Source organism: Methylobacterium sp. ap11 (assembly GCF_900110515.1).
GTDB classification, from domain to species: Bacteria; Pseudomonadota; Alphaproteobacteria; order Rhizobiales; family Beijerinckiaceae; genus Methylobacterium; species Methylobacterium ajmalii.
Genome location: NZ_FOEB01000017.1, coordinates 1 through 22,132, shown reverse-complemented (window position 1 = coordinate 22,132; position 22,132 = coordinate 1). Strand labels below are relative to the sequence as shown.

18 protein-coding genes, 1 pseudogene and 1 riboswitch are annotated in these 22,132 nt (G+C 70.5%); of the genes and pseudogenes, 12 read left to right on the top strand and 7 right to left on the bottom strand.

Annotated features, from left to right (window positions below; all coding sequences use genetic code 11):
- Positions 1-2: 2 nt before the first annotated feature.
- On the bottom strand, positions 3-2,168 hold the full coding sequence (locus BMX97_RS21790) for a TonB-dependent receptor (RefSeq protein ID WP_091753357.1): 2,166 nt from the start codon (positions 2,166-2,168) through the stop codon (positions 3-5).
- On the bottom strand, positions 2,168-2,965 hold the full coding sequence (locus tag BMX97_RS21785; protein WP_091753356.1) for a hypothetical protein: 798 nt from the start codon (positions 2,963-2,965) through the stop codon (positions 2,168-2,170). Before BMX97_RS21785 ends, BMX97_RS21790 begins: the two co-directional genes overlap by 1 nt.
- Positions 2,966-3,088: 123 nt before the next feature.
- Positions 3,089-3,303, bottom strand: a riboswitch (cobalamin riboswitch).
- Positions 3,304-4,057: 754 nt separating this feature from the next.
- Between BMX97_RS21785 and hemP the strand changes: the two are divergent.
- From hemP to BMX97_RS33855, 6 genes and pseudogenes are all read left to right on the top strand, one after another.
- Positions 4,058-4,144, top strand: a pseudogene (hemP, locus tag BMX97_RS34360) (hemin uptake protein HemP); the annotation flags it as partial.
- Entirely contained in the window at positions 4,141-5,028 is an 888-nt protein-coding gene (locus BMX97_RS21775; protein WP_091753354.1) for a heme/hemin ABC transporter substrate-binding protein, read from the top strand. The pseudogene hemP and the gene BMX97_RS21775, both read left to right, overlap by 4 nt.
- A 13-nt stretch (positions 5,029-5,041) precedes the next feature.
- Positions 5,042-6,088, top strand: a complete 1,047-nt coding sequence (locus BMX97_RS21770; RefSeq protein WP_091753353.1) for a FecCD family ABC transporter permease — start codon at positions 5,042-5,044, stop codon at positions 6,086-6,088.
- Complete coding sequence (locus BMX97_RS21765; protein WP_091753352.1) at positions 6,081-6,911, top strand: heme ABC transporter ATP-binding protein; 831 nt, start codon at positions 6,081-6,083, stop codon at positions 6,909-6,911. Before BMX97_RS21770 ends, BMX97_RS21765 begins: the two co-directional genes overlap by 8 nt.
- 77 nt (positions 6,912-6,988) lie before the next feature.
- Positions 6,989-8,311 carry a TonB-dependent receptor plug domain-containing protein gene (locus BMX97_RS33860; RefSeq protein WP_244538576.1) on the top strand — a complete coding sequence of 441 codons (1,323 nt, stop codon included), beginning with the start codon at positions 6,989-6,991 and terminating at the stop codon, positions 8,309-8,311.
- A gap of 6 nt (positions 8,312-8,317) precedes the next feature.
- Complete coding sequence (locus tag BMX97_RS33855) at positions 8,318-9,244, top strand: TonB-dependent receptor domain-containing protein (protein WP_244538575.1); 927 nt, start codon at positions 8,318-8,320, stop codon at positions 9,242-9,244.
- Between the two features lie 34 nt (positions 9,245-9,278).
- On the opposite strand, the gene BMX97_RS21755 is transcribed toward BMX97_RS33855, so the two are convergent.
- Genes BMX97_RS21755 through BMX97_RS21745 form a run of 3 tightly spaced genes read right to left on the bottom strand, consistent with a single transcriptional unit; the run spans position 9,279 to position 12,468 of the window.
- Positions 9,279-10,397, bottom strand: a complete 1,119-nt coding sequence (locus BMX97_RS21755; RefSeq protein ID WP_091753351.1) for a CaiB/BaiF CoA transferase family protein — start codon at positions 10,395-10,397, stop codon at positions 9,279-9,281.
- Between the two features lie 35 nt (positions 10,398-10,432).
- Positions 10,433-11,203: an SDR family NAD(P)-dependent oxidoreductase gene (locus tag BMX97_RS21750; RefSeq protein ID WP_091753350.1), complete on the bottom strand. Its 771-nt coding sequence runs from the start codon at positions 11,201-11,203 to the stop codon at positions 10,433-10,435.
- 47 nt (positions 11,204-11,250) lie between these two features.
- Positions 11,251-12,468: an ABC transporter substrate-binding protein gene (locus tag BMX97_RS21745; RefSeq protein ID WP_091753349.1), complete on the bottom strand. Its 1,218-nt coding sequence runs from the start codon at positions 12,466-12,468 to the stop codon at positions 11,251-11,253.
- Positions 12,469-12,767: 299 nt separating this feature from the next.
- Here BMX97_RS21745 and BMX97_RS21740 point away from each other — a divergent pair, with 299 nt between their 5' ends.
- Complete coding sequence (locus BMX97_RS21740) at positions 12,768-13,565, top strand: IclR family transcriptional regulator (RefSeq protein WP_091753348.1); 798 nt, start codon at positions 12,768-12,770, stop codon at positions 13,563-13,565.
- A 66-nt stretch (positions 13,566-13,631) separates the two neighbouring features.
- On the opposite strand, the gene BMX97_RS21735 is transcribed toward BMX97_RS21740, so the two are convergent.
- Positions 13,632-14,576: a LysR substrate-binding domain-containing protein gene (locus BMX97_RS21735; RefSeq protein WP_091753347.1), complete on the bottom strand. Its 945-nt coding sequence runs from the start codon at positions 14,574-14,576 to the stop codon at positions 13,632-13,634.
- 277 nt (positions 14,577-14,853) lie between these two features.
- On the opposite strand from BMX97_RS21735, the gene BMX97_RS21730 reads away from it, so the two are divergent.
- The 5 genes from BMX97_RS21730 (at position 14,854) to BMX97_RS21710 (ending at position 21,707) form a co-directional block, all read left to right on the top strand.
- On the top strand, positions 14,854-15,621 hold the full coding sequence (locus tag BMX97_RS21730) for a siderophore-interacting protein (RefSeq protein WP_091753346.1): 768 nt from the start codon (positions 14,854-14,856) through the stop codon (positions 15,619-15,621).
- The gene (locus BMX97_RS21725; protein WP_091753345.1) at positions 15,605-16,408 is read left to right on the top strand and encodes an ABC transporter ATP-binding protein; all 804 of its coding nucleotides are present in this window, start codon (positions 15,605-15,607) and stop codon (positions 16,406-16,408) included. The genes BMX97_RS21730 and BMX97_RS21725 overlap by 17 nt, the downstream gene beginning before the upstream one ends.
- Complete coding sequence (locus tag BMX97_RS21720) at positions 16,405-17,280, top strand: ABC transporter substrate-binding protein (RefSeq protein WP_091753344.1); 876 nt, start codon at positions 16,405-16,407, stop codon at positions 17,278-17,280. The genes BMX97_RS21725 and BMX97_RS21720 overlap by 4 nt, the downstream gene beginning before the upstream one ends.
- A complete protein-coding gene (fhuB, locus tag BMX97_RS21715; protein ID WP_091753343.1) occupies positions 17,277-19,295 on the top strand; it encodes a Fe(3+)-hydroxamate ABC transporter permease FhuB in 2,019 nt (672 codons plus the stop codon). The genes BMX97_RS21720 and fhuB overlap by 4 nt, the downstream gene beginning before the upstream one ends.
- A 309-nt stretch (positions 19,296-19,604) precedes the next feature.
- The gene (locus BMX97_RS21710) at positions 19,605-21,707 is read left to right on the top strand and encodes a TonB-dependent siderophore receptor (RefSeq protein WP_348273131.1); all 2,103 of its coding nucleotides are present in this window, start codon (positions 19,605-19,607) and stop codon (positions 21,705-21,707) included.
- Positions 21,708-21,763: 56 nt separating this feature from the next.
- On the opposite strand, the gene BMX97_RS21705 is transcribed toward BMX97_RS21710, so the two are convergent.
- A partial coding sequence (locus BMX97_RS21705; RefSeq protein WP_143074690.1) for an integrase core domain-containing protein occupies positions 21,764-22,132 on the bottom strand: 369 nt, incomplete at its 5' end.

The following is a 22,132-nucleotide window of genomic DNA, read 5'->3' as shown; positions in this document are numbered from 1 at the left end:
GGTCAGAACCGGGCCTGGAGGCCGATCTGCACGTCACGGCCCGGCGCGGAGGTGCCGCCGCCGCCATTGTAGAAGCGCAGGTCGGCCAGCGTCGGCTGCTGCCCGGCGATGGCGATGAAGAGCTGGTGGTAGTTCACGTCGAACAGGTTGCGCACCTGCGCGAACAGCTTCACCCCCGGCATTACGTCGACCTCGCCGCGCAGGTTGACCAGTACGAATGGGTCCTTGCGCCAGATGTAGTCGCGGTAGGGCTCCGCCGTCGGCACCCGCAGGTTCTCCTCCGTGTTGTACCAGACCGGGCCGTTCAGCACGCCCTGGACCTGGATCGTCCAGGGATACCGGATGCCCGCCTGCCCGAAGCGGGTGCCGAGCGCGAGCTGGTACTCGTAGACCCGCTCGACCCGATAGGTATTGGCGGTCGGCACGGCACGCGCGCCCTCGTCCTTCATGTCGAAGTTGTAGTTGCCGTTGGCATAAGCCCGCCAGTGCCACACCCCCGGCTCCCAGCCGAAGGACCGGATCATGTCGGTCTCGTACTGGACCTCGATGCCGCGGATGACGACGTCGCCTGGATTGTTGATATAGTCCGAGGTATTGGAATTCGCCCCACGCGAGCGGGTGGTGATGCGGTCCGAGATGATGTTCTGGAACAGCGCCACGTCGAGCCGGGACGCGCCATGGGTCAGCGTCGTACCGAACTCGACCTGCTCGCTCGTCTCGGGGCGGATGTCGGGATTGCCGAAGATCCGGCCGCCGCCAAAGGTGTTGTAGTCCGCCGCGATCTCCGTCGCCGTCGGTGCCCGGAAGCCCGAGGAGGCGCCGACCCGGAACGCGGCCCAATCGGTCGCCTTGTAGGTGGCGCCGACCGAGTAGGTCGTGGCCTCGTAGGGCCGCGCCCCGTTGATCTGCCCGGTCAAGTAGGGGGTGAAATCGAAGCTCGTCGTGCCGTAGGTCTGGCGCACGCCGGCGCGCAGCACCAGCCGGTCGTCGAGCAAGCGCTGCGTGTCCTCCAGGTAGAGCGCGTGGAACTGGTCGGTCTGGTTGTTGTCCTGCGGCGAGACCTGGGCGAGGGGATTGCCCGGCACGCCGGCACGGAAGCGGTCCGAGCGGAGCCGGCTCGTCTCCCAGTCCCAGCCGAGCAGCACGTCGTTGCCGGAAAACACATTGAAGCGCGGCTGGAAGCGGGTGCCGAGGATGTCGAGGTCGCGGGTGTTGAAATCCGCGCGGGTGCCCGGCACCGGCAGCCCGGTGGCGCCGCGCTGGATCGGCGAGGCCCACTTGAAGCGATCTTCGTCGGTGACGCTGTAGACCTGGGCGAACAGGCTCGCCCGGCCGTCCTCGGTCCGCCCTGTATAGCTCGCGTCGAACGAGCCGTTGATCCGGTCGTCGCGGCTGTAGAGGTTGCCGCCGGAGCCGCGGAAACCGACACCGTAGATCCCGTCCGTGCGCAGGGTGACCTCGACGCGCTGGTTCGGGTCGATCTGCAGGCCTAGAGCCCCGGCGATCCCCATGCGGTTCCACTGGGTGTTGGCCATGCGGTCGCCGGAGCCCGCATGGTAATCGTCGCGTTTGGCGCCCGAGACGCCGAGATAGTAGTCGAACGGCCCGACCACGCCGCCGGTCTGGGCGCGTCCCTGGGCGAGGCCCCAGGCGCCACCGATGCCCTCGACCAGAGTGCCGGGTGCGGTCCGCCCGGTCTTCAGGATGATGTTGATCACGCCGCCGATGTTCTGGCTGCCGTAGATCACGGAGGAGGGACCGCGCACGATCTCGATGCGCTCGACATCGGCGATCGATAGCTTGGACAGGTTGGCGGTGCCGGCGCGCCGGCCGTTCATCAGCACCAGGACCTGGCTGCGGAAATCCTTGCCCTGGCCGTCGGTGGCGCCACCGCGGATGTTGATCGAGGTCTGGCCCGGGGTCCATTCCGAGAAGAAGCCGACGGCGTTCTCGGCGAGAACGTCGGTGACCGACTTCCCCGTGGAGTTCTCGATCATCGTATGGTCGATGACCTGCACGGTGCCGGCGATCTCGGAGCGCGGCTCCGGCCGGCCGGTGGCCGTGACCACGATCTCGTCGAGGCGAAGGTTGGTTTGGTCCTGCGCGAAAGCGAGAGCCGGCAGCACGCATCCGCTCGCCAGCGCGAGCATCCGGAGACGGCGGGGCATCACGAGAGTGTTCTCCACACGAGAAGGGCCGAGCTGCGCGGGACGCTGAGGCGATGGCCGCCGGGAACCGGCTCGGCCTGGGCTGCGAGATGGTTGGACAGGGCGGGCCGGCGCGGGTCGCCTGCCTCCCAGCCGAGCCGGTCGGCGAGATACGTGGCGATCCCCGGGACGCTCGGCACGATCGCCCGGAAGGTCCAATCGACCCGGGCGACGATCGGCGGGTGGTCGGCGCCCGGCAGGTGTCTCAGGACGATGTCGACGCCCGGGGTCTCGTCCTCGCCGTGCCATCCGCGGGGCAGGCAGCCGGCGAGGCAGAGACCGCGGGGACCGTTCTGCGCCGGGACCAGCCAGACCACGTCGCGCCGCGCCCAGGCGCGGCAGCGCGCGAGGAACGGGACCGCCTCGGTGAGCGGCCCGGCCATGTTGGCGGCGAGCACCGTGTCGGCGAACCCGGCCGGCAGGTCGGCCTCCCGCCATGGTACCGGCACGAGGACCGGCGGCGGCACGAGCGCCTGTAGGCGGGTCTGCATGACCGGCGCCGGCTCGATGGCGGTCCAGGCGGCGCCAGGGTCGCGCAAGGCTGCGCCGAGTTGGCCGCCGCCGGCTCCGACATCGAGGAGATCGCCGACGCGCGGGAGAGCCGCCCGGAGCAGCGGGGCGATCCGCTCGACGTAGTCGGACGCGTCGATGCCGGAGGCATACAGCTCGAGCGGGTCGATCCGGTCATCGACGGCCCCGGGCGGGTGCGACGGCCCGACAGAATGTCCCGAGATGCGTTGCTGGTGATCGTGTCCCAAGTCCGATGGTCCTTCCCCGAACCGTCATGAGAGAGGATCGCAGGGGGATGACCGAGGACGCGAGACAGGCGCGGCCGGGCACCGGCAGCGCATGGGCGCGACCCGCCGGGACACCCCGCCCACGAGACGAAACAGGGTCAGGGCAGGTCTCCTGGCTCGCGGGTCGCAACCATCCGTCCGGCCTTCCCGGTGCTCGCGCACCAGTGACCCTGCTCGACGGATGGCTCACCGCTTACAGTTGCGGGGACAGCTCCGGCCTGGGCGCATGGCGCGCCGCACCGAATTCCCTCTTAGCCCGCCACCCGAGGATGGCGAGAACCTTGACCGTTGTCGGTCGTCGGGGATCGCCTACCCTGCTGTCAATTGCGGTCGCATGCCCCGATGGATGATGGGCCGGATCGGCTCCCGCCTGTTGCTATCTTGTGACAGATCGTGTCTGCCCCGGAACGATGCCTGGTCTTATGCGCACCGGGCGATCGTCCCCCTCCGCTCACGATCCCCAGACCAGGAACGGATCGTCGAGCCACTTCTGGGTATTTGTCAGCCCCGTCGTGACGCTGCCGACGAGACAGGGGTCGAGGGCGGCGCGGATTGGCCCCACGCTCAAGAGGGGAGGGCTCTTGAGCCGCGCCGTGCGTCGCACCACCAATCCGACATTCTCGGCACCACGTGAGATTGAGGCCACACGAGCGCCGGTTTCTGCAGGCCGGCCGGAACACTCGCGTCCGACGCATAAGAGACGCACAAGAATCGCTGACTGCCGGCTCGTCCCTGGGGCGCCGACGGCTTCTCCTGTTGGGCTGCAAGCGTCGCCGCGATAAGGGTCGAGGATCTCCGATCACTCAGCGGGCGCCACATTGACTGCTCCGATGCAGCGCGTCTTGTGCAGCGGAGAACGATCTCCTAGGACGGGTTGTCATCAATTTCCCCGTGTTCGAAATAGAATATTTCAAACATGCGGAACGCCTCAAAGTCTACGCCATGACAAAACGAGAGGACGTCGCCGCCGGCAACGGCGGTGATCGTGAGGGTTTGGCACGCGACCGGCGGTCGGAGCTGCCCGCGACGATCGCCTCGACCGTCCTGATGCATGGGGCCCGTGAGGTGACGATTGTGCATGCCGGCGAGCATTACCGGCTCCGGATCACCGCCAACAACAAGTTGATCCTCACGAAATGACCGACCATTTCACTCCGCGGCTCTGGAGCCGCCGCGCCCTCCTCGCCGGCGCCGTCATCGCCGTCGTTCCCAGGGTTTCGCGAGCGGCCGAGCCGGCGGCCCGCATCGCCTCGCTCGGTGGCGCCGTCACCGAGATCCTCTACCGGCTCGGCGCCGCCGAACGTGTCGTGGCCGTCGATACGACGAGCCTCTTCCCGGCGAACGTCCTGCGCGAGAAGCCGAATGTCGGCTACCTGCGGGCCTTGTCGGCCGAGGGGCTGCTCTCCCTCGGCCCGGATCTCGTCATCGCGGCGGAGGGCGCCGGACCGCCGGAGGTGCTCGTCCTGGTGCGGGAGGCAGGCGTCCCGGTCTCGATCGTCAGGGAGCCGCCGACGCCCGAGGGCGTCCTCGACAAGATCCTGACCGTCGGCCACCTCGCCGGACTCGCGCCGGCGGCCGAGAGGTTGGCGGCGGAGGTCGGCGCCCGGTTCGCCGAGCTGGCGCGAGCGCGAGCCCGGGTCGACCGGCGGGCCAGGGCCCTGGTGATCCTGTCCGTCGCGAACGGCCGCATGATGGCCGGCGGGCGCGGCAGCTCCGCCGACGGCATCCTGGCGCTCGCCGGGATCGACAATGCCGTGACGGGCTTCGACGGCTACAAGCCGATCGGCGACGAGGCCATCCTCGCGGCGGCGCCCGACGCCGTGGTGATGATGCAGAACGGGACCGACGCGCCGGGCCCGGACGGCGTCTTCGCACCCGGCACGGCGCTTGGCCAGACCCCGGCCGCCGCCCGGCGCGCCCTCGTGGCGATGGACGGCCTCACCCTTCTCGGGTTCGGCCCGCGCACCCCGGACGCCGCGCGGGACCTGATGCGGGCGATCTATCCCGACCTGCCCCGTGACTAGGGCGCACGCGCCGATGCGGGCACGGCGGCAGAGCGGCCTGATCTTGACCGCTCTCACCCTGCTGGTTGCCGCGGTTGCCGTCCTCTCCGTCGGCGTCGGGGCGGTCCCGATCCCGCCGTCACGGATTGTGAAACTGGTGGCGCACGCGAGTGCCGATCCGGCTTCCGCGCGCGACGCTCTCGTCATCCTCAACATCCGCCTGCCCCGCACTCTCCTCGGCCTCATGGTCGGAGCAGGCCTCGCGGTCTCCGGCGCGCTGATGCAGGGGCTGTTCCGCAACCCCCTGGCCGACCCGGCCCTCGTCGGGGTCTCGGCCGGGGCGGGCCTCGCGGCGGCCACCATCATCGTGCTGGGCGACGGCGTTCTGCGGGGCCTCGGCCTCCCGGGACCTCTGCCCTACGCGGTCCTGCCGGCCGGGGCGTTCCTGGGCGGGCTCGCCGCGACGCTCGGCCTCACCCTCGTCGCGACCCGGTCCGGGCGGACCTCGGTGACGACGATGCTCCTGGCCGGCATCGCCCTCGGAGCGCTCACCGGGGCGATGACCGGCCTCCTTGTCTTCGCCAGCAACGATCGGCAGCTGCGCGACCTCACCTTCTGGTCGCTCGGCAGCCTCGGGGGCGCCAGCTGGACTAAGGTCGCGGCGACGGCTCCGGCGATCCTGCCGGTCCTCCTCGCCGTGCCCTTCCTGGGGCGCGGCCTCAATGCCCTGGTCCTCGGCGAGGCGGAGGCCTTCCACCTCGGCATTCCGGTCGAGCGCCTCAAGCGCGCGGCGATCCTGCTCGTCGCCGTGGCGGTCGGCGCGGGCGTCGCCGCGGCCGGCGTCATCGGGTTCGTCGGTCTCGTGGTGCCGCACGCGCTGCGCCTCGTGATCGGCCCCGACCACCGCCGCCTCCTGCCCGCCGCCGCGCTGTTGGGCGGCGCGCTGCTCGTCCTGGCCGACGTCGCGGCGCGCCTCGTCGTCGCCCCGGCCGAGCTGCCGATCGGGATCGTCACCGCGCTCGTCGGGGCGCCCGTCTTCCTGTGGCTGCTGCTCTCCGGACAGAGAGGCTTCGATGGCTGAGCCGCCGCTCCTCATTGGCCGCGACCTCGGCTTTACGACGGACGGGAAGATCCTCGTCCAGGGCGTCTCGCTGACGGTCGAGCCCGGCACGTTGCAGGTGATGATCGGGCCGAACGGCGCCGGCAAGTCCACCCTGCTGCGTCTCCTCTGCGGGGAGCTGCGCCCGACATCGGGCAGCGTGGCCTATGCCGGGGAGCCGGTCGCCGGGATCCCGGCCTGGCGTCTCGCGACCTTGCGCGCCGTTCTGCCCCAGCAGGCCCGCGTCGACTTCCCGTTCGCGGTCGCCGAGGTGGCGCGGATCGGCCTCGATGGAATCGGCCGGGGGCTGACCCGCCGCGACCGGGAGACGATCCTGGTGCAGGCCCTGAAGCAGGCCGATATCCTGCACCTTGCCGAGCGCTCCTATCCTGGCCTCTCGGGCGGCGAGCAGGCCCGCGTACACTTCGCGCGCGTGCTCTGCCAGCTGGCCGCCGGCCGCACGGTCGCCGCGGGACAGGTGCTGTTCCTCGACGAGCCGACGGCGAGCCTCGACCTGCGCCACCAGAGCGCGATCCTCGACGCCGTGGACGATCTGCGTCGAACGGGGGTCGGCGTGGTGGCGATCCTGCACGACCTCAATCTCGCGGCCGTCTATGCCGACACGTTGCTGGTGCTCGACGGCGGCCGGCTCGTGGCGCGCGGCGCCCCCGGTGCGATCCTGCGCGACGACCTGATCTCCACCGTCTTCGGCGTGCGATGGCCCGTCGGGCGGGTTCCGCCAGGCGGCAAGCCCTTCATCCTGCCGACCCGCGTGTTGCCCGGCGGCAACTCGCCGAAAGGTTAGACGATCTGTCTGGAATGCTTATGAACGCGCGCCACCGTAACTTCGAGCTGTAACAATCCGGCGCTTTTCTTCATGCATTGACGCCGAGGCGGCCGGGCTCGCATGACGAGCCTCAGCCAGCCAGCTCTCCGCCAGCCAGCCAACCTCTCGACGTTGCGCCCTGCCTCGCGGAACTGGTGATGATCTCCCGCCGTCCCATCCTGTCGTGCCGCTCCGGTCTCCTGATCGGTGTCTCGCTTCTCTCCCTCGGCTCCGCCCACGCGCAGATCGCGGCACCGCCACCGGCGACCCCTCTGGTGGTGCCGATCGCTCTCGACACGATCACGGTGACGTCGACGAAAACCGAGAAATCGGCGATCGACGCCCTGTCGGGTACGAGCGTGGTCACGCGCGAGCAGATCCGGCGCCTCCAGCCGAGCCGGCTGTCCGATGTGCTGCGCGACGTGCCGGGCGTGACGACGCAGGAGAACCAGAACGATCCGGCCCAAGCCATCAACATCCGCGGCTTGCAGGATTTCGGGCGGGTCAACGTGCTGGTCGACGGTGCGCGCCAGGACTTTCAGACCTCCGGGCATAGCGCCAACGGCGTGTTCTACCTCGACCCGGAGCTCGTTGGCGGCATCGACATCACGCGGGGGCCCACCTCGACCATCTACGGCTCGGGCGCGATCGGCGGCGTGGTGGCCTTCCGCACGCGCTCGATCGACGACATCCTGAGGCCGGACGAGACGGCTGGTGCGGTGCAGAAATGGGGGTTCGGCACCAACGGGCAGAGATCCCTGAACTCGACCGCTCTCGGCGCGCGCATCGGCACCGCCGCTGACATCTTCGGCCAGTTCGTCTACCGCAACAACACACCTTACCGTGACGGCCTCGGTAACCTGGTGCGCGACACCGGCAACGAACTGACCTCAGGCCTCGCCAAGTTCAACCTCCGGCCCGCCGACGGCCACGAGTTCAGCGGCACGGCCCTGATCCAGAACTTCGACTTCGCCAATAACGGCTCCAGCAACGCCGGCGCCCGCTTCGCCAACGCCGTCCAGGCCGACACCTACACCCTCGGCTACCGTTTCGCTCGCCCGGACGTGCCGCTGATCGATCTCAGCGCGAAGGGCTACTATACCACGACGCACAACACCCTGACCTTCCTGAGCGACACGGCGAGCGGCCTCTACGGCAATCTCGGCGTGCGGGCGGGCAACCAGATCAACTACGATATCGACACGTCGGGGTTCGACATCCACAACACCGCCCGTTTCGACACCTGGGGCGCGAGCCATGCCCTGACGCTCGGCGGGGACATGGTCTTCGACGGCGTCAGGACGACGGACCGGGCCGGTGGCTTCGGATCCGCCTTCACCCCTTCGGGAGAGCGCAACCTCGCGGGCGCATTCGTCTAGGACGAGGTGCGCTACGCCTCCTGGTTGCGCGTGATCGGCGCGCTCCGGTACGACCGCTACGATCTCTCCGGCGGCGCTTACCGATCGAGCGGCGATCGCCTGTCGCCCAAGATCACCGTTGGCGTGTCGCCGTTCGCCGGCATCGAGTTCTACGCCACCTACGCCGAGGGCTATCGCGCGCCGTCGATCACCGAGACGCTGGTGCAGGGCATCCATCCGTTCCCGGCCTTCAACATCCTGCCCAATCCGACGCTCCGGCCGGAGGTGGCCCACACCGTCGAGGGCGGCATCAACCTGAAATACGACGACGTGCTCCAGCCAGGAGACCTTCTGAGAGCCAAGCTCAACGTCTTCAACAATGTCATCGACGACTATATCAACATCTCGCCGGTCGGCCCGACCTATTTCGTCCCGGCCATACCCGGTATACCGGCGTCGATCTGCGCGCGGCTCACCGGACGGTTTCCTTGCGTGATTCCGGTGCAATCGCTCCAGTACCTCAACATCGCGCAGGCCGAGCTGTCCGGCGTCGAGATCGAAGGCGCGTATGACTGGGGCGGGGGTTTCGTCTCACTCGCCGCCACGCACACCGATGGGCGCAACAAGGCGACCCGCGAGACGCTGTTGACCGTGCCGCCGGACCGGATCAGCGCGACGCTCGGGATGCGATTCCTCGACGAGCGCGTCACAGTCGGAAGCCGCCTCACCTTCGTCGACAGCCGCCTCGATGTGCCGGCCGGCACCACGATCCTGGCGACGAAGGCCTACGCGCTCGTGGACTTCTTCGCCTCCTACCGCGTCGACGATCGCATCCGCGCCGACGTCATCGTGCAGAACGCCTTCGACAAGCGTTACACGCAGTACCTCAACCTGCTGCCGAGTTCCGGCCTGACGGCCAAGGCCGCGATCAGCATCAAGTTCGCGACGCGGTGACGCCGCGGCGGCCTGCGCCCTCCGGATGCCGGCCTCAGGGGTTTCCTGCATTCAGGGGCGGCGCGGGCCGCGTCGCGCCGCAGGGTGTGCGCGAGAACCGGACCGGCGGTCGCGTCGCCAGGAGCGGCCCCTCTGTCGGATGGTCGATCGCCTCGAAGAAGCCAGTGGCCGCGAGGTGGGGGTCGTCGAGCAGGTCCTCGATCCGGTTGACCTGCGTGCAGGGTACGTCGAGGGGTGCGAGGCGCGCCAGCCACGCTTCCGTCGTGTCCTGCGCGAGGCAGCCGGCCAAGCGCTCGTAGAGGGTGTCGATCATCGCGGCGCGGGTGGTGTCCGAGCCGAGCGCCGCCTCCTGCGCCCAATCCTCGCGGCCGGCGGCGCGGAAGACCGCACGCCAGTGGCTCGCATTGTAGGGCAGGACCGCGATGTGGCCGTCGAGGGTCGGGTAGGGCCGGCGGTGCCGCGAGAGGAGGCGCGCGTAGCCGGACGGGCCGAGGGGCGGCCGGAAGGTGAGGCCGGCGAGGTGCTCGACGGCGAGGAACGACACCATGGACTCGAACATCGGTACCTCGATCGCCTGTCCCTCTCCTGTGCGGGCGCGGTGGAACAGGGCGGCGGCGATCGCCGTGGTGACGTAGAGCGACGCGGTCTTGTCGGCCGCGATGGTCGGGGCGTAGCGGGGCTCGCCCCCGGCCCGCCGCTCGAGATCGGCCCAGCCCGCCGCCGCCTGGACGATGTCGTCGTAGGCCGGGCGGTCCCGGTAGGGCCCGTCCTGGCCGAAGCCGACGATCGCGCAGGTGATCAGCCCCGGATTGATCGCGCGCAGGCGCGCGTCGTCGAGGCCGAGCCGGGCGGCGGCCTTCATCCGCATGTTGTGGACGAGGATGTCGGTACCCCGGACGAGGTCGTCGAGCCGAGCGCGGCCGGCCTCCTGCTTCAGGTCGAGGACGACGCTGTCCTTGCCACGGTTGCAGTTGAGGAACGCCGCCCCCATGCCGTGCGAGCGGGCCGGGCCCGGCGCGCGCAGGATGTCGCCGCCCGGTCCCTCGACCTTGACGATCTCGGCGCCGAGCTCGGCGAGGATCTGCGTCGCGAAGGGGCCTGCAACGACCGTGCTCAGGTCGACGACCCTGATGCCTGCGAGCGGACCCGGCATGCCACTTCTCCTTCTCGTTGCGCGGGCCCCGGCGCTCAGCGCGCCGTAAAGCCGCCATCGACGGGCAGGGCCACGCCCGTCACGTAGGAGGCATCGTCCGAGGCGAGCCAGAGCACCGCGTGGGCGGCCTCCTCCGGCCGGCACAGGCGCCCCATCGGCACGGCGGAGACCATGCGCGCCTCGGCGGCGGCGGCCTCCGCCGGATCGCCCGAGCGGCCGGTGAAGCCGAGCTTCATCGGCGTCTCGGCGAGGCCCGGGCAGACGACGTTCACCCGGACGTTGTCGGGTGCGAAGGTCTGGGCGAGGGACTTCGTCAGCCCGACCACCGCGAACTTGGCAGCCGAGTAGATCGGGCTCCACATCGAGCCGACGAGGCCCGAGACGGAGGCGGTGAACACGATCGACCCGCCGCCGCGACGGCGCATGTGCCCGATCGCCTCGCCGGCGGCGAGGGCCGCCGAGGTGACGTTGAGGTCGATGGCGAGCCGGTAGGCTGGCACGTCGAGGTTCTCGATGCCGCCGGGCCCGGGGATGCCGGCATGGGCCCACAGCACGTCGATCCCACCGAGCGCGGCGGCCGCCTCGTGGATCGAGCCCCGCATCTCCTCGGGCTGCGAGAGGTCGGCCCGCACCGTCGCGACGTCATGGCCCTGCGCCGCCATATCGGCGGAAAGCCGCGCGAGCCCCTCGGCGTTTACGTCGACGGCCGCGACCCGCGCGCCCTCGCGCAAGAAGAGCTCGACGCCGGCGCGTCCCATCCCGGAGGCCGCGGCCGTCACCACCACGAGCTTGTTGGCCAGTCGCATGGTCGTTGATCCTTAGCTTACGTCGATGCCGTCGGGGCCGGGGCCCGCTACTTCACGAACGGGCATCCGCCATCCTTGAGGGGACGGAAGGCCCCCGTGCCCGGGATGGTGGCCAGGACCTTGTAGTAGTCGTAGGGCTTCTTCGATTCGTCCGGCTTCTTGACCTCGACCAGCATCATGTCGTGCACCACGCGGCCGTCCGCGCGTAAGCTCGTCTTGCCGAACAGCGGATCGTCGAAGGTGCCGGCCTCGCGCATCGCGCCGACCACCGCCGCCCCGTCCTTGGCCGATCCGACTTTCGCGACGGCCCTCAGGAAGGCCAGCGTGGCGGAATAGGCCCCGGCCTGGTTCATGGTCGGGTAGCGGCCGTTGTTGCGCGCGGCGAAGCGCTCGCCGAAGGCCCGCGTCCCGTCGTTCAGGTCCCAGTAGAACCCGGTCGTCAGGCGCAGGCCCTGCGCGGTGCGCAGGCCGAGGGAGTGGATGTCGGAGAGGAACAGCAGCATGCCGGCGAGCTGCTGCCCGCTCTGCACGATGCCGAACTCGGCGGCCTGCTTGATGGCGTTGATCGTGTCGCCGCCGGCATTGGTGAGGCCGATCACCTGCGCCTGGGACGCCTGGGCCTGGAGCAGGAAGGACGAGAAGTCCTTCGCGTCGGTGGGATGGCGCACGGTTCCGGCCACCCGGCCGCCCTCGTCCTTGACGACCGCGCCGGCGTCGCGCTCGAGCGCGTGGCCCAGCGCGAAGTCGGCGGTGATGAAGTACCAGGATTTTCCGCCGGCCCGAGTAATCGCCTCGGCGGTGCCATGGGCGAGAGCCCAGGTATCGTAGGTCCAGTGGACGGAGTTCGGCGTGCAGGACTTTCCGGTCAGGTCCGAGGAGCCGGAGGCAGTGAACAGCGCGACCTTGTTCTTCTCGCGCACCAGTGGCGCCAGGGCAAGGGAGATCGCGCTCGTTGGCATGTCGACGACGGCGTCGACTCCGTCCGAGTCGAACCACTTGCGCGCGATGGTGCTCGACACGTCGGGCTTGTTCTGGGCGTCGGCGGCGACGACCTCGACCTTCAGGACCTTCCCCTCCGGCAGCTTGGCGAAATCCTCGACGGCCATCCTGGTCGCTTCGGCGGCGCCGGCGCCGCCGATGTCCGAGAAGATCCCGGACATGTCGGCGAGGACGCCGATCTTCACCGGAACCTGCGCCTGGGCCTTGGAAGCGAGCAGCGTCGCAGCGGCGAACGCGAGGGTACCGAGGGTACGGCGGAGCGGCATGCTTTCCTCCCTGCGGCGAACCGGCATCTCGCGGCTGCTCGCACCATCAGCGCCGATCGTTGCAGCACTGCAAAATTCTTGTAGGAGAATTTTGCAGTTCCATTTATGAATTTGTCAAGTGCTCCGCTGCAGGGGCGGGCCCGTAGTGCGGGCAGGCGCTGCTCTAGGTCTTTGGTTTTGCCGCATTTTCTGCGACGAACCGGTACCCGCGTCGTCGGAAAATGCTCTAGCTTGCGGTCCTGCGGAGCCGGGCGGCAGGACCGATCACGACGCGGGCGCGTACGGGGACCACGGGACAGATGCAGGTCAAGCAGGCGGCCAACGTTCTCGAGCTGATGGAGTACTTCGCCGAGCGCCGCCGCCCGGCGACCCTCGCGGAGATCTCCGACGGTCTCGGCTGGCCACGATCGAGCACGTTCAATTTCGTCGGCACCCTCGTTGAGAAGGGCTACCTCTACGAGCCGCGGCCGCGGGCGGGATATTACCCGACGCCGCGCTGGCTGACGCTCGCCCAGGCCGTGGCGGAGGCCGAGCCCCTCCCGGACGTCGTCGGCGACCTCGTAGCCGACGTGGCGGCGGCCACCGGGGAGACCACGGCGATCGGCACCCTGACCGGGGTGCATGCCCTGTTCCTCGCCGTGGCGGAGTCCCGGCACCAGGTGCGCTACCACGCCCGGGTCGGCGATCGGGTGCCGATCCATGCCAGTTCCGCCGGACGGGCGATCCTCGCCCAATATCCCCCGGCGGCCCGGCAGGCGGTCTACCGCCGGATCGCGTTCGACCGCTTCTCGGACACGACGCCGATGAGCGTGGACACGGTGGAGCGCGAACTGACAGAGGCGGGGGAGCGCGGCTACCACCAGAGCGCGTCCGAGTACATCGCCGACCTCGCCGGCGTGGCCCTGCCGCTCCCGCTCGGCGACCGCCGCCTCTCGATCGTCGTCGCGGGGCCGACCTCGCGTTGCCTGACGCGGCGGCCCGAGACCGCCGCGCTCCTAAAGGCGGCGCTCGCCCGCCACGGCATTGCCCCGCCCACGGCGGAGGCACGGGAGGCGCTCGCCTCCCGCCGGCGCGGGCCTGCGGGGTATCCGGGTTAGGTCCGCCGCCGCGCCGGCGCCGCCCTCGGCTCGCCCCCGCCGGGGCTTACCCGCCGGGCGCCCGCGTCACGCGTCGAGGCCGGCCTCACCCGGACCGGACGGGGCCGCCCTGTGGTGATGCCGGATGAAGGCACGGACCGCCGGGGCCAGCTCGCTCCGACGGTAGGCGACCGCGAGGACCGACGTCGTCGTCGAGCCGGTGACCGGGCGGTAGACCAGTCCGGGCAGTTGCAGGCAGGTGAGGGACCGCGGCACGAGCGCGACCCCGAGGCCGACCGCCACCATGCTCGCGATGGTCGTGAAGTCCCGTCCGGTGGCGCTGATCTTCGGCTCGAACCCGCTCTCGCGGCAAGCCGCCACCGCGTTGTGGTGGAACCCCACATCGGCGGCCTGGCGCGGTGCGATGAAGGTCTCCTCGCGGAGCCCGGAGAGGGGGATCGCGTCGCGGCCGGCGAGCGTGTGCGCGGCACCGAGCGCTACGACGAGCGGTTCGCGCAGGACGCAGATCGTCACGACCCCGTCGGGGACCGCCACGGGAGGGCGGATGTAGCCGAAATCCAGCGTGCCGCCGGCGATCGCCGCGAGCTGCAGGCCCATCTCCATCTCTGTGAGCTGGAGTTCCACCTCGGGATGGGTCGCCCTGAAACCGGCGAGCGAGGCCGTGAGCACACCCGCATAGGCCGCGGAGGCGACGTACCCGATGGAGATCCGGCCAGTCTCGCCACGCCCGGCCCGGCGCACGGCAGCGAGCGCGGCATCCGCCTGGGCCAGCGTCTTGCGGGCCTCCTGCAGGAAAACTTGGCCGGACAGCGTGAGCTGGACCGAGCGCCGGCTGCGATCGAGCAGGGGCGTGCCCAGGAGCGCTTCCAGGTTCAGGATCTGCTGGCTCAGGCCCGGCTGGGCGATGCCGAGCCGCTCCGCGGCGCGGCTGAAGTTCCGCTCCTCGGCCAAGGTCACGAAGTAGCGCAGATGCCGCAGCTCGAAGGTTCCCGCCGCCTTGTTGACGCTCATGATCGTCCTTGCGCACCTCGGAACGAGCGGACTCGATCTCAAAATTTAATAATTACAAACAATGCCGCTCCTTCCATCATAAGCTTCACTTCTGAAAATCGCACCGCCCAATTATTGGACCGCCCGCACCCGGCTCGGCTAAGCCCTTACGCCGACGGCCGTTCCACGCTGCATCAGTGCGGCCGAGGCCTGCCGGGAACCGGATCATGTCGTTGCACCTCTCGGCTCTCGTCGCCGCCCCATCGTCGTCCAACCTCCTTCCCGAGGTCCGCTCCTCGTGCAAGTCCGCGTGAGCGCGCCGGCACGATCCGCGGAATCCGGTCCGAGGCCGGAGGCGCCGCGCCTGCTCCGGGTCCTGGCGACCCGGGCCGTGACGCCGCGGCTGCGCCGGATCACCCTCGCCTGCGACGAGGCCGCGCTGTTTGCCGGTACCGCCCTGCATGCCCGTCTGCTCGTGCCCTGCCCCTTCGGTCCGCTGCGCGGCGCGGACGGGGCAGCCGCAGCGGCGCGGTACTACACCGTGCGGTCCGTCCGGCCGGACGGGGGCGAGATCGACGTCGACGTCGTGCTGCATGCGCCGAGCGGACCGGGCTCCCGCTGGGCGGGCGAGACGCGTCCGGGCGACCGCGTGGCCGTGGTCGGACCGATCGGACGCCCGGTGCCTGCCACGGGGCCTCTCGTTCTCGTCGGCGACGAGACCGCGCTGCCGGTGATTGGCCGCCTAATCGAGGAGGCCGCGCCCGGCCGCCGCATCGACGCCGTGGTCGAGGTGGCGGATCGCGGCGAGGAGCAGGCCGTGGCCTGCCGCCCGGGCGTGCGGCTCGCCTTCCTCCACCGCCGCCCCGGCCGGCGCGGGCAACTGGCGCGGGCCGCCGCCGATCTCGCCCGGGAGGCCGGGGAGGGCCACGTCCTCTACGCGGGCGTCGAGGCCGGCACGGCCCGCGCCCTCGCCGCACTCGTGCGCGGATGCCCTGACCTCGCCGTCGCGCAGCATCGGATCGTCACCTACTGGCGGCGGCAGGACGACGATGCGACCGCCCGCTGACGCGAGCGCGGCCCCCGCCCTGTTCGATCTCTCCGAGATCCGGGTCGCGGCGGGCGGGCGGGCGCTGCTCGACGGGATCACCTGCCGCTTCGCGCCGGGCCGTATCAGCGGGCTGATCGGCCCGAACGGGTCGGGCAAGAGCACGCTGATGCGCCTCCTCGCCCGGCAGGCCCGGCCCGGCTCGGGCCGGATATTGTTCCGCGGCCGGGACCTCGCCGCGGTCGGTCAGCGCGACTTCGCCCGGCAGGTCGCCTACCTGCCCCAGTTCACCCCACCGACCGACGGGATGCGGGTCGAGGAACTGGTCGCCCTCGGCCGCTTCCCCTGGCACGGCCTCCTCGGCCGGTTCGGGGCGCGGGACCGGGCGAAGGTGGACGAGGCGATCCGCCGGACCGGTACCGGGGCCTTCCGCGGCCGGGCGGTCGCCTCGCTCTCCGGCGGCGAGCGCCAGCGCGTCTGGCTCGCCATGCTGCTCGCCCAGGACGCCGCCTGCCTGCTCCTCGACGAACCGACCTCGGCCCTCGACATCGCCCATCAGATCGACGTCCTGTCCCTGGTCAGGGCGCTCGGGCGCGAGAGCGACCTCGGCGTGATCGTGATCCTGCACGACATCAACATGGCGGCGCGCTTCTGCGACGACATCGTCGCCCTCGGGGCTGGCCGCATCGTCGCGGAAGGCACGCCGGACGCGGTGATGCGGGAGGACGTGCTGGCCCGGATCTACGGCCTGCGGATGGGCGTGCATCGCCTGCCCGGGACCGGCGACGTCGTCGGTTATCCCCTGTGAGCCAGCCTCGTCCCACCCGCCGGGCCGTTCTCGCCGCGGCGGCCGGTGCCGCGCTGGCGCCGGCCTGTGCCGGTTCCGCCCCGGTCGCCCGGCCCCGCGTCGCCGCGATCGACTGGGCGATGCTCGAGACGGCCCTCGCCCTCGGGGCGGATGTGGTGGCGGGCGCCGAACTGATCCTCTACCGCAGGCTCGTGGTCGAGCCGACGGTACCCGGCGACGTTGCGGATCTCGGCTTGCGCGGCAGCCTCAACTTCGAGGCGCTGCTGCGAGCCGCGCCCGACCTGATCCTGTCGGCGCCGTGGTACGGACGCCTCGAGGGCAATCTCGGCCGCATCGCCCCGGTCCTGTCGCTGCGCATCGACCAGCGCGGGCGCCCACCCTACGCTGCGGCGATCGAGGCGACCCGCGTCGTCGCCGCCCGGACCGGACTCGTGGGCGAGGCCGAGCGCGTGATCGCCGAGACCGAGGCCGCGCTCGCCGCGGCGGCGCAGCGGCTCGCCCCGCGGCGCGGGGAGCGGCTCTTCGTGATCAGCGTCGGCGACCCGCGCCATTTCCGTGCCTTCGGACCGGACAGCATGCACGGCGCCGTGCTCGACCGGCTCGGCCTCGCGAGCGCCTGGGCCGGCAATACTTGCTACTTCGCCCAGGCTCCCGTCGACATCACGGCGCTGGCCCGCGACCCGGGAGCCGGCATCGTCATCGTCGGCCCCCCGCCGCCCGACGCGGCCCGCGCCCTGCCGCGGAGCGCCCTGTGGAACGCGCTGCCGGCCGTGCGGGAGAACCGCGTCCACGTATTGGAGCCGGTCAATCCCTTCGGCGCCCTTCCGGCGGCCGCCCGCTTCGCCCGGCTTCTCGCGGAGGCGCTGGCATGAGCCGCCGCCGCGTCGTCGCTTCCCCGGACCCAGCCGGGCGCATCGCGACCACCGACCACAGGGCCGAGATGCGGATCGCCGTCCTCTGCGCCGGGCTCGCCGGGCTCGCCGTCGTCCTGCACGGGCTCGGCATCCGGGCCGCGCTGGACGAGGCGGACGACCCCTTGCGCCACCTCGTCGTGCTCCACAGCCTGCTGCCGCGCGCCATGGTCGCGCTCGCGGCCGGGGCGGCGCTCGGGCTCGCCGGGATGCTGCTTCAGCGCGTGCTGCGTAACCCGCTCGCCGATGCCTCGACGCTCGGCGTCGCGGCGGGCGCGCATCTGGCGCTCGTCGCCGCGATGGCGCTCTTGCCCGACCTGGCCGGGTTCGGCCGCGAGGCGGTCGCCCTCGCGGGGGCGCTGGCGGCGGCCGGGCTGGTTCTCGGCCTCACCTCCCGGCAGGCTTTCGAACCGGCGACCGTGGTGGTGGCCGGCATGCTGGTCGGCCTCGTCTGCGCCTCGGCGACCGCGGCGTTGATCCTGTTCAGCGGGCAGTACATGACCGCGCTGTTCCTGTGGGGCGGCGGCTCGCTCGCGCAGCAGGATTGGGGACCGGCGCAGGCCCTCGGAATCAGGCTCGCCGTCATCTGGCCGCTCGCGGCGCTGTTGCTGCGCCCCCTAGCCCTGCTCGGCCTCGACGATGCGGGTGCCGGCAGCCTCGGCCTTCCGGTCGCCCGGATGCGCATTGCGGTGCTGCTACTCGCCATGGTCCTGGCGGGCTCGGTAGTCGCGCAGGTCGGCGTCATCGGCTTCATCGGGCTCGCCGCCCCGAACATCGCGCGGATGCTCGGCCTGCGCACGCCCCGGGCCCTGCTGCTCGCCGCCCCGCTCCTCGGCGCACTGACCCTGCTCCTGACCGACGGGATCGTGCAGGCGATCGACCGCGCCAGCCGCTTCGCCCTGCCGACCGGTGCCGTCACGGCGCTTCTTGCCGGCCCGTTCCTGCTCCTGCTGCTGCCCCGCCTGCCGGGCCTGCGCCCCGTCGCGTCCGGCACCGGCTTCACCCCGCCCGGGCTCGTCCGGCCCGGGCGCCGGCTGGCCCTCCTCGCCGGGATTCTCGCCCTCCTGGTCCTCGCCGGCCTGACGCTCGGGCGCGACGGCGCCGGTCTCATCCTCGCGGGGCCGTCGGACCTCGCCGTCCTCCTGCCCTGGCGGCTGCCGCGCCTCGCCGCCGAGATGGCGGGAGGAGCAATGCTCGCCGCCGCCGGCTGCGTCCTGCAGCGCATGACCGCGAACCCGCTGGCGAGCCCCGAGGTGCTCGGGGTGAGCGGCGCGGCGAGCCTCGGCCTCGCAATCTGCATCCTCGCGGCACCGGCCGCCGGGCTCCCGGCGCAAATCGGCAGCGCCGGTCTCGGCGCCGGACTCGGTCTGGCGGCCCTCCTCGCGGTGGCGCGGCGCGCCGCGCTTCATGGCGGCCGCATGTTGCTCGGCGGCATCGCGCTCGGCGCCCTCTCCGGTGCCGGGCTCACGGTGATCATGACCCGCGGCGGCATGGAGGCGGCGATGATCCTGGCCTGGATCACCGGGGCCTCGGCGCAGGTCGATCCGACCCTGGCGCTCCTCGCGGTCGCGGGCGCCGTGGCCGGCGTCGCGACCCTCGGCCTGCTCGCGCGCTGGCTCGACGTGCTGCCGCTCGGCGATTCCGCCGCCCTCGCCCTCGGCCTGCCGCTCGCCCGCGCCAAGCTCATCATCCTGACGGTCGCGGCGCTCACGACGGGCCTCAGCGCCCTGACAATCGGCCCGGTCAGCTTCGTCGGGCTGATGGCGCCGCACCTCGCCCGGTCCGCGGGCTTCGTCCGGGCGCGGGTGCATCTCGCCGGGTCGGTCGCGATCGGCTGCGGGCTGATGGCCGCGGCCGACCTGCTCTCGCGCCTCGTCTTCTATCCCTACCAGATGCCCGTCGGCCTCTTCGCATCCCTGATCGGCGCCCCGTACCTGATCCGGGCCGTCCTGCGTGCCGAGAGCACGCGATGCTGAGCGCCGCCCCCATCTGACAACCGTCTCGAACGAAAGTCTTCAGCAAGACCTGCAAGCAACGATATTCGCTCGTTCGCATAAATTCGGCCTAGCACTACGTTTCGAACAAGCAATCATTTTCAGTCTGACAAAATAGAAGAGCACGGTTCGTGGCTCGCATTATGCACGAGGGGTGACATCATGAAGGGCAACTCCATACCGCCGCGCACCCTACGGGGCCTTGCACTCACCGGCGTTTCGTTCGTCTCACTCGCGCTCGCAAGCCCGGTCGGGACTGCATACGCGCAGGCGGCATCGTCCGAGCCGGTCGTGGCACTGGAGGAGATCACCGTGGCCGGCTCGGGTCGAGCGGGGCTCGCACGGGCCGGCGGCCCGGCCGCGGAGGATCCGCGCGGGCCGGTCGACGGCTTCGTGGCGACCCGTTCCGCCACCGCGACGAAGACCAACACGCCCCTGATCGAGACGCCGCAATCGATCAGCGTCATCGGCCGCCAGCAGCTCGACGCCCAGCGCGACCTCACCGTGGCGGAGGCGCTTCGCTACGTGCCCGGAGTCTATGGCGGGACCTACGGGCCCGGGACGCGCCAGGACTTCTTCCTGATCCGCGGCTTCACCGCCAACGACACTGGCCTCTACCTCAACTCGCTGCAACTTTTAAACTACGGCTTTGCCGGCTTCCAGGTCGACCCGTTCGGGCTCGAGCGCATCGAGATCCTGCGCGGCCCGGCCGCGGTGTTGTTCGGGCAGGGCGGTCCCGGCGGCCTCGTCAACCTCATCAGCAAGCGTCCGACGCTAGAGCCGCTCCGTTACATCGAGACCGGCGGCGGCTCCTTCAGGCAAAAATATCTCGGGATCGACCTCGGCGGCCCTGCCGACGCGGACGGCCACTGGTTCTACCGCCTGACCGGCATCGGGCATAACGGTGGAACGCAGCTCGACGGCACGGACGACAACCGCGGCTACATAGCCCCGTCCTTCACCTACCGGCCTGACAGTGCGACGACCTTCACGGTGCTGACGAGCTACCAGCACGACGAGAGCGGCCGCATCGGCGGCTTCCTGCCTTATGTCGGCACGGTCCGGCCACAGGCGCTCGGGCTGCGCATCCCGCTCAACCTCAACGTCAACGACCCGGACGCCAACAGCTACCGGCGCACCCAGGCCTATGCCGGCTACGAGTTCGAGCACCGCTTCGACGACGTGTTCACGGTCCGGCAGAACCTGCGCTACGCCTTCACCGAGGCCTACGACAACACGCTGATCTTCGGCAGCTACGTCGCCGGGACGAACCAGACAGTGCTCAACCGCTACCGCTCGCAATCCTCAGGCCGCGCTGGCGTGTTCAACGTCGACACCCAGCTCGAGGCCCGCTTCGACACCGGCCCGTTGCACCACACCCTGCTGATGGGTCTCGACTACAAGCAGGCCGACCTCGACGGCACGAACGCGCGCAGCTCGACCACCGCGAACCTGCCCGGGCTCCGGTTCAACATCCTGTCGCCGGTCTACGGCATCCCGACCCCGCTCGCGGTCCCGTATTCCGTGACCCGCAGCTTCTTCAACCAGCTCGGCGTCTACGCGCAGGACCAGATCAAGCTGACGCCGGAACTCACCCTCGTCGCCAGCGGCCGCGGCGACTTCACCGAGAACGACGTCTTCAACAAGCTGACCCGGGGCGCGACCGAGCAACACGCCGCCGCCGGGACGCAGCGCTACGGCCTGATCTACAACTTCGATTTCGGGCTGGCGCCGTATTTGAGCTACGCGACCTTCTTCAACCCGGTGATCGGCGTCGATTTCTACAGCCAGCCGTTCAAGCCGGAGACCGGCGACCAGTACGAGGCCGGCATTAAGTACCAGCCGCCGGGCCTGCCGCTGCTCGCCACCGCCGCGATGTTCGACCTCATCCGCACCAACGTGTCGACATCGGATCCGGCCAACGTCAACAACACGATCCAGATCGGCGCGGTGCGCTCGCGCGGCGTCGAGCTCGGGCTGCAGGCCAACTTCACGCCCGACCTCGCCGTCACGGCGTCGTTCACGAGCTACGAACTGAAAACGGTCGCCGACGGTTCAGCCGCCCGCATCGGCCGCACGCCGGTCGGCGTACCGCGGACCTTTGCGTCGCTGTTTGCCGACTACACGATCCCGACCGGGCCCCTGGCAGGCTTCGGCTTCGGCGGCGGTGTGCGCTACGTCGGCAAGTCCTACGCCACGGTCGACAACTCCCTGGCCGTGCCGGACTTCGTCCTGTTCGACGCGCAGGTGCACTACGTGCGCGACGGCTGGCGCTTCGCCATCAACGCGACCAACGTCGCCGATCGGCGGTACGTCAGTGCCTGCATCTCGACGAATGCCTGCTACTACGGCGATGCGCGCCGCGTGATCGGCAGTGCGAGCTACCGCTGGTGATAGGCGGGACGGCGCAAGTCCCGCCTGATCCTCCCCCATTTCCGCGGACACGGGGGTTAGCCTGCGTTCCGCTCGGCCTGCTCGGGCGTGATGTAGCCGAGAGCCGAGTAGAGACGCTGTCGATTGGAGTAGCCCTCGATGTAAGCGAACAGGTCGCGCCGGGCCTCATCCCGGGTCACCCATCGTCGCTGGTGGATGAGCTCGACCTTGAGGGTGTGGGAGAAGCTCTCCATCGGAGCATTGTCGTAGCAGCAGCCGGCGCGGCTCATGGACGGTATCGCCTGGATGTCAGCGAGTTGCCTGCGGTAAGCTTCCGCTGCGTACTGGCTGCCGCGATCCGAGTGACAGATGAGCCCGGCAGGCGGCCGCTGCCGTTGGATGGCCATCATCAGAGCGGCCGACGTCAGTTCAGTCCGCATGTGGTC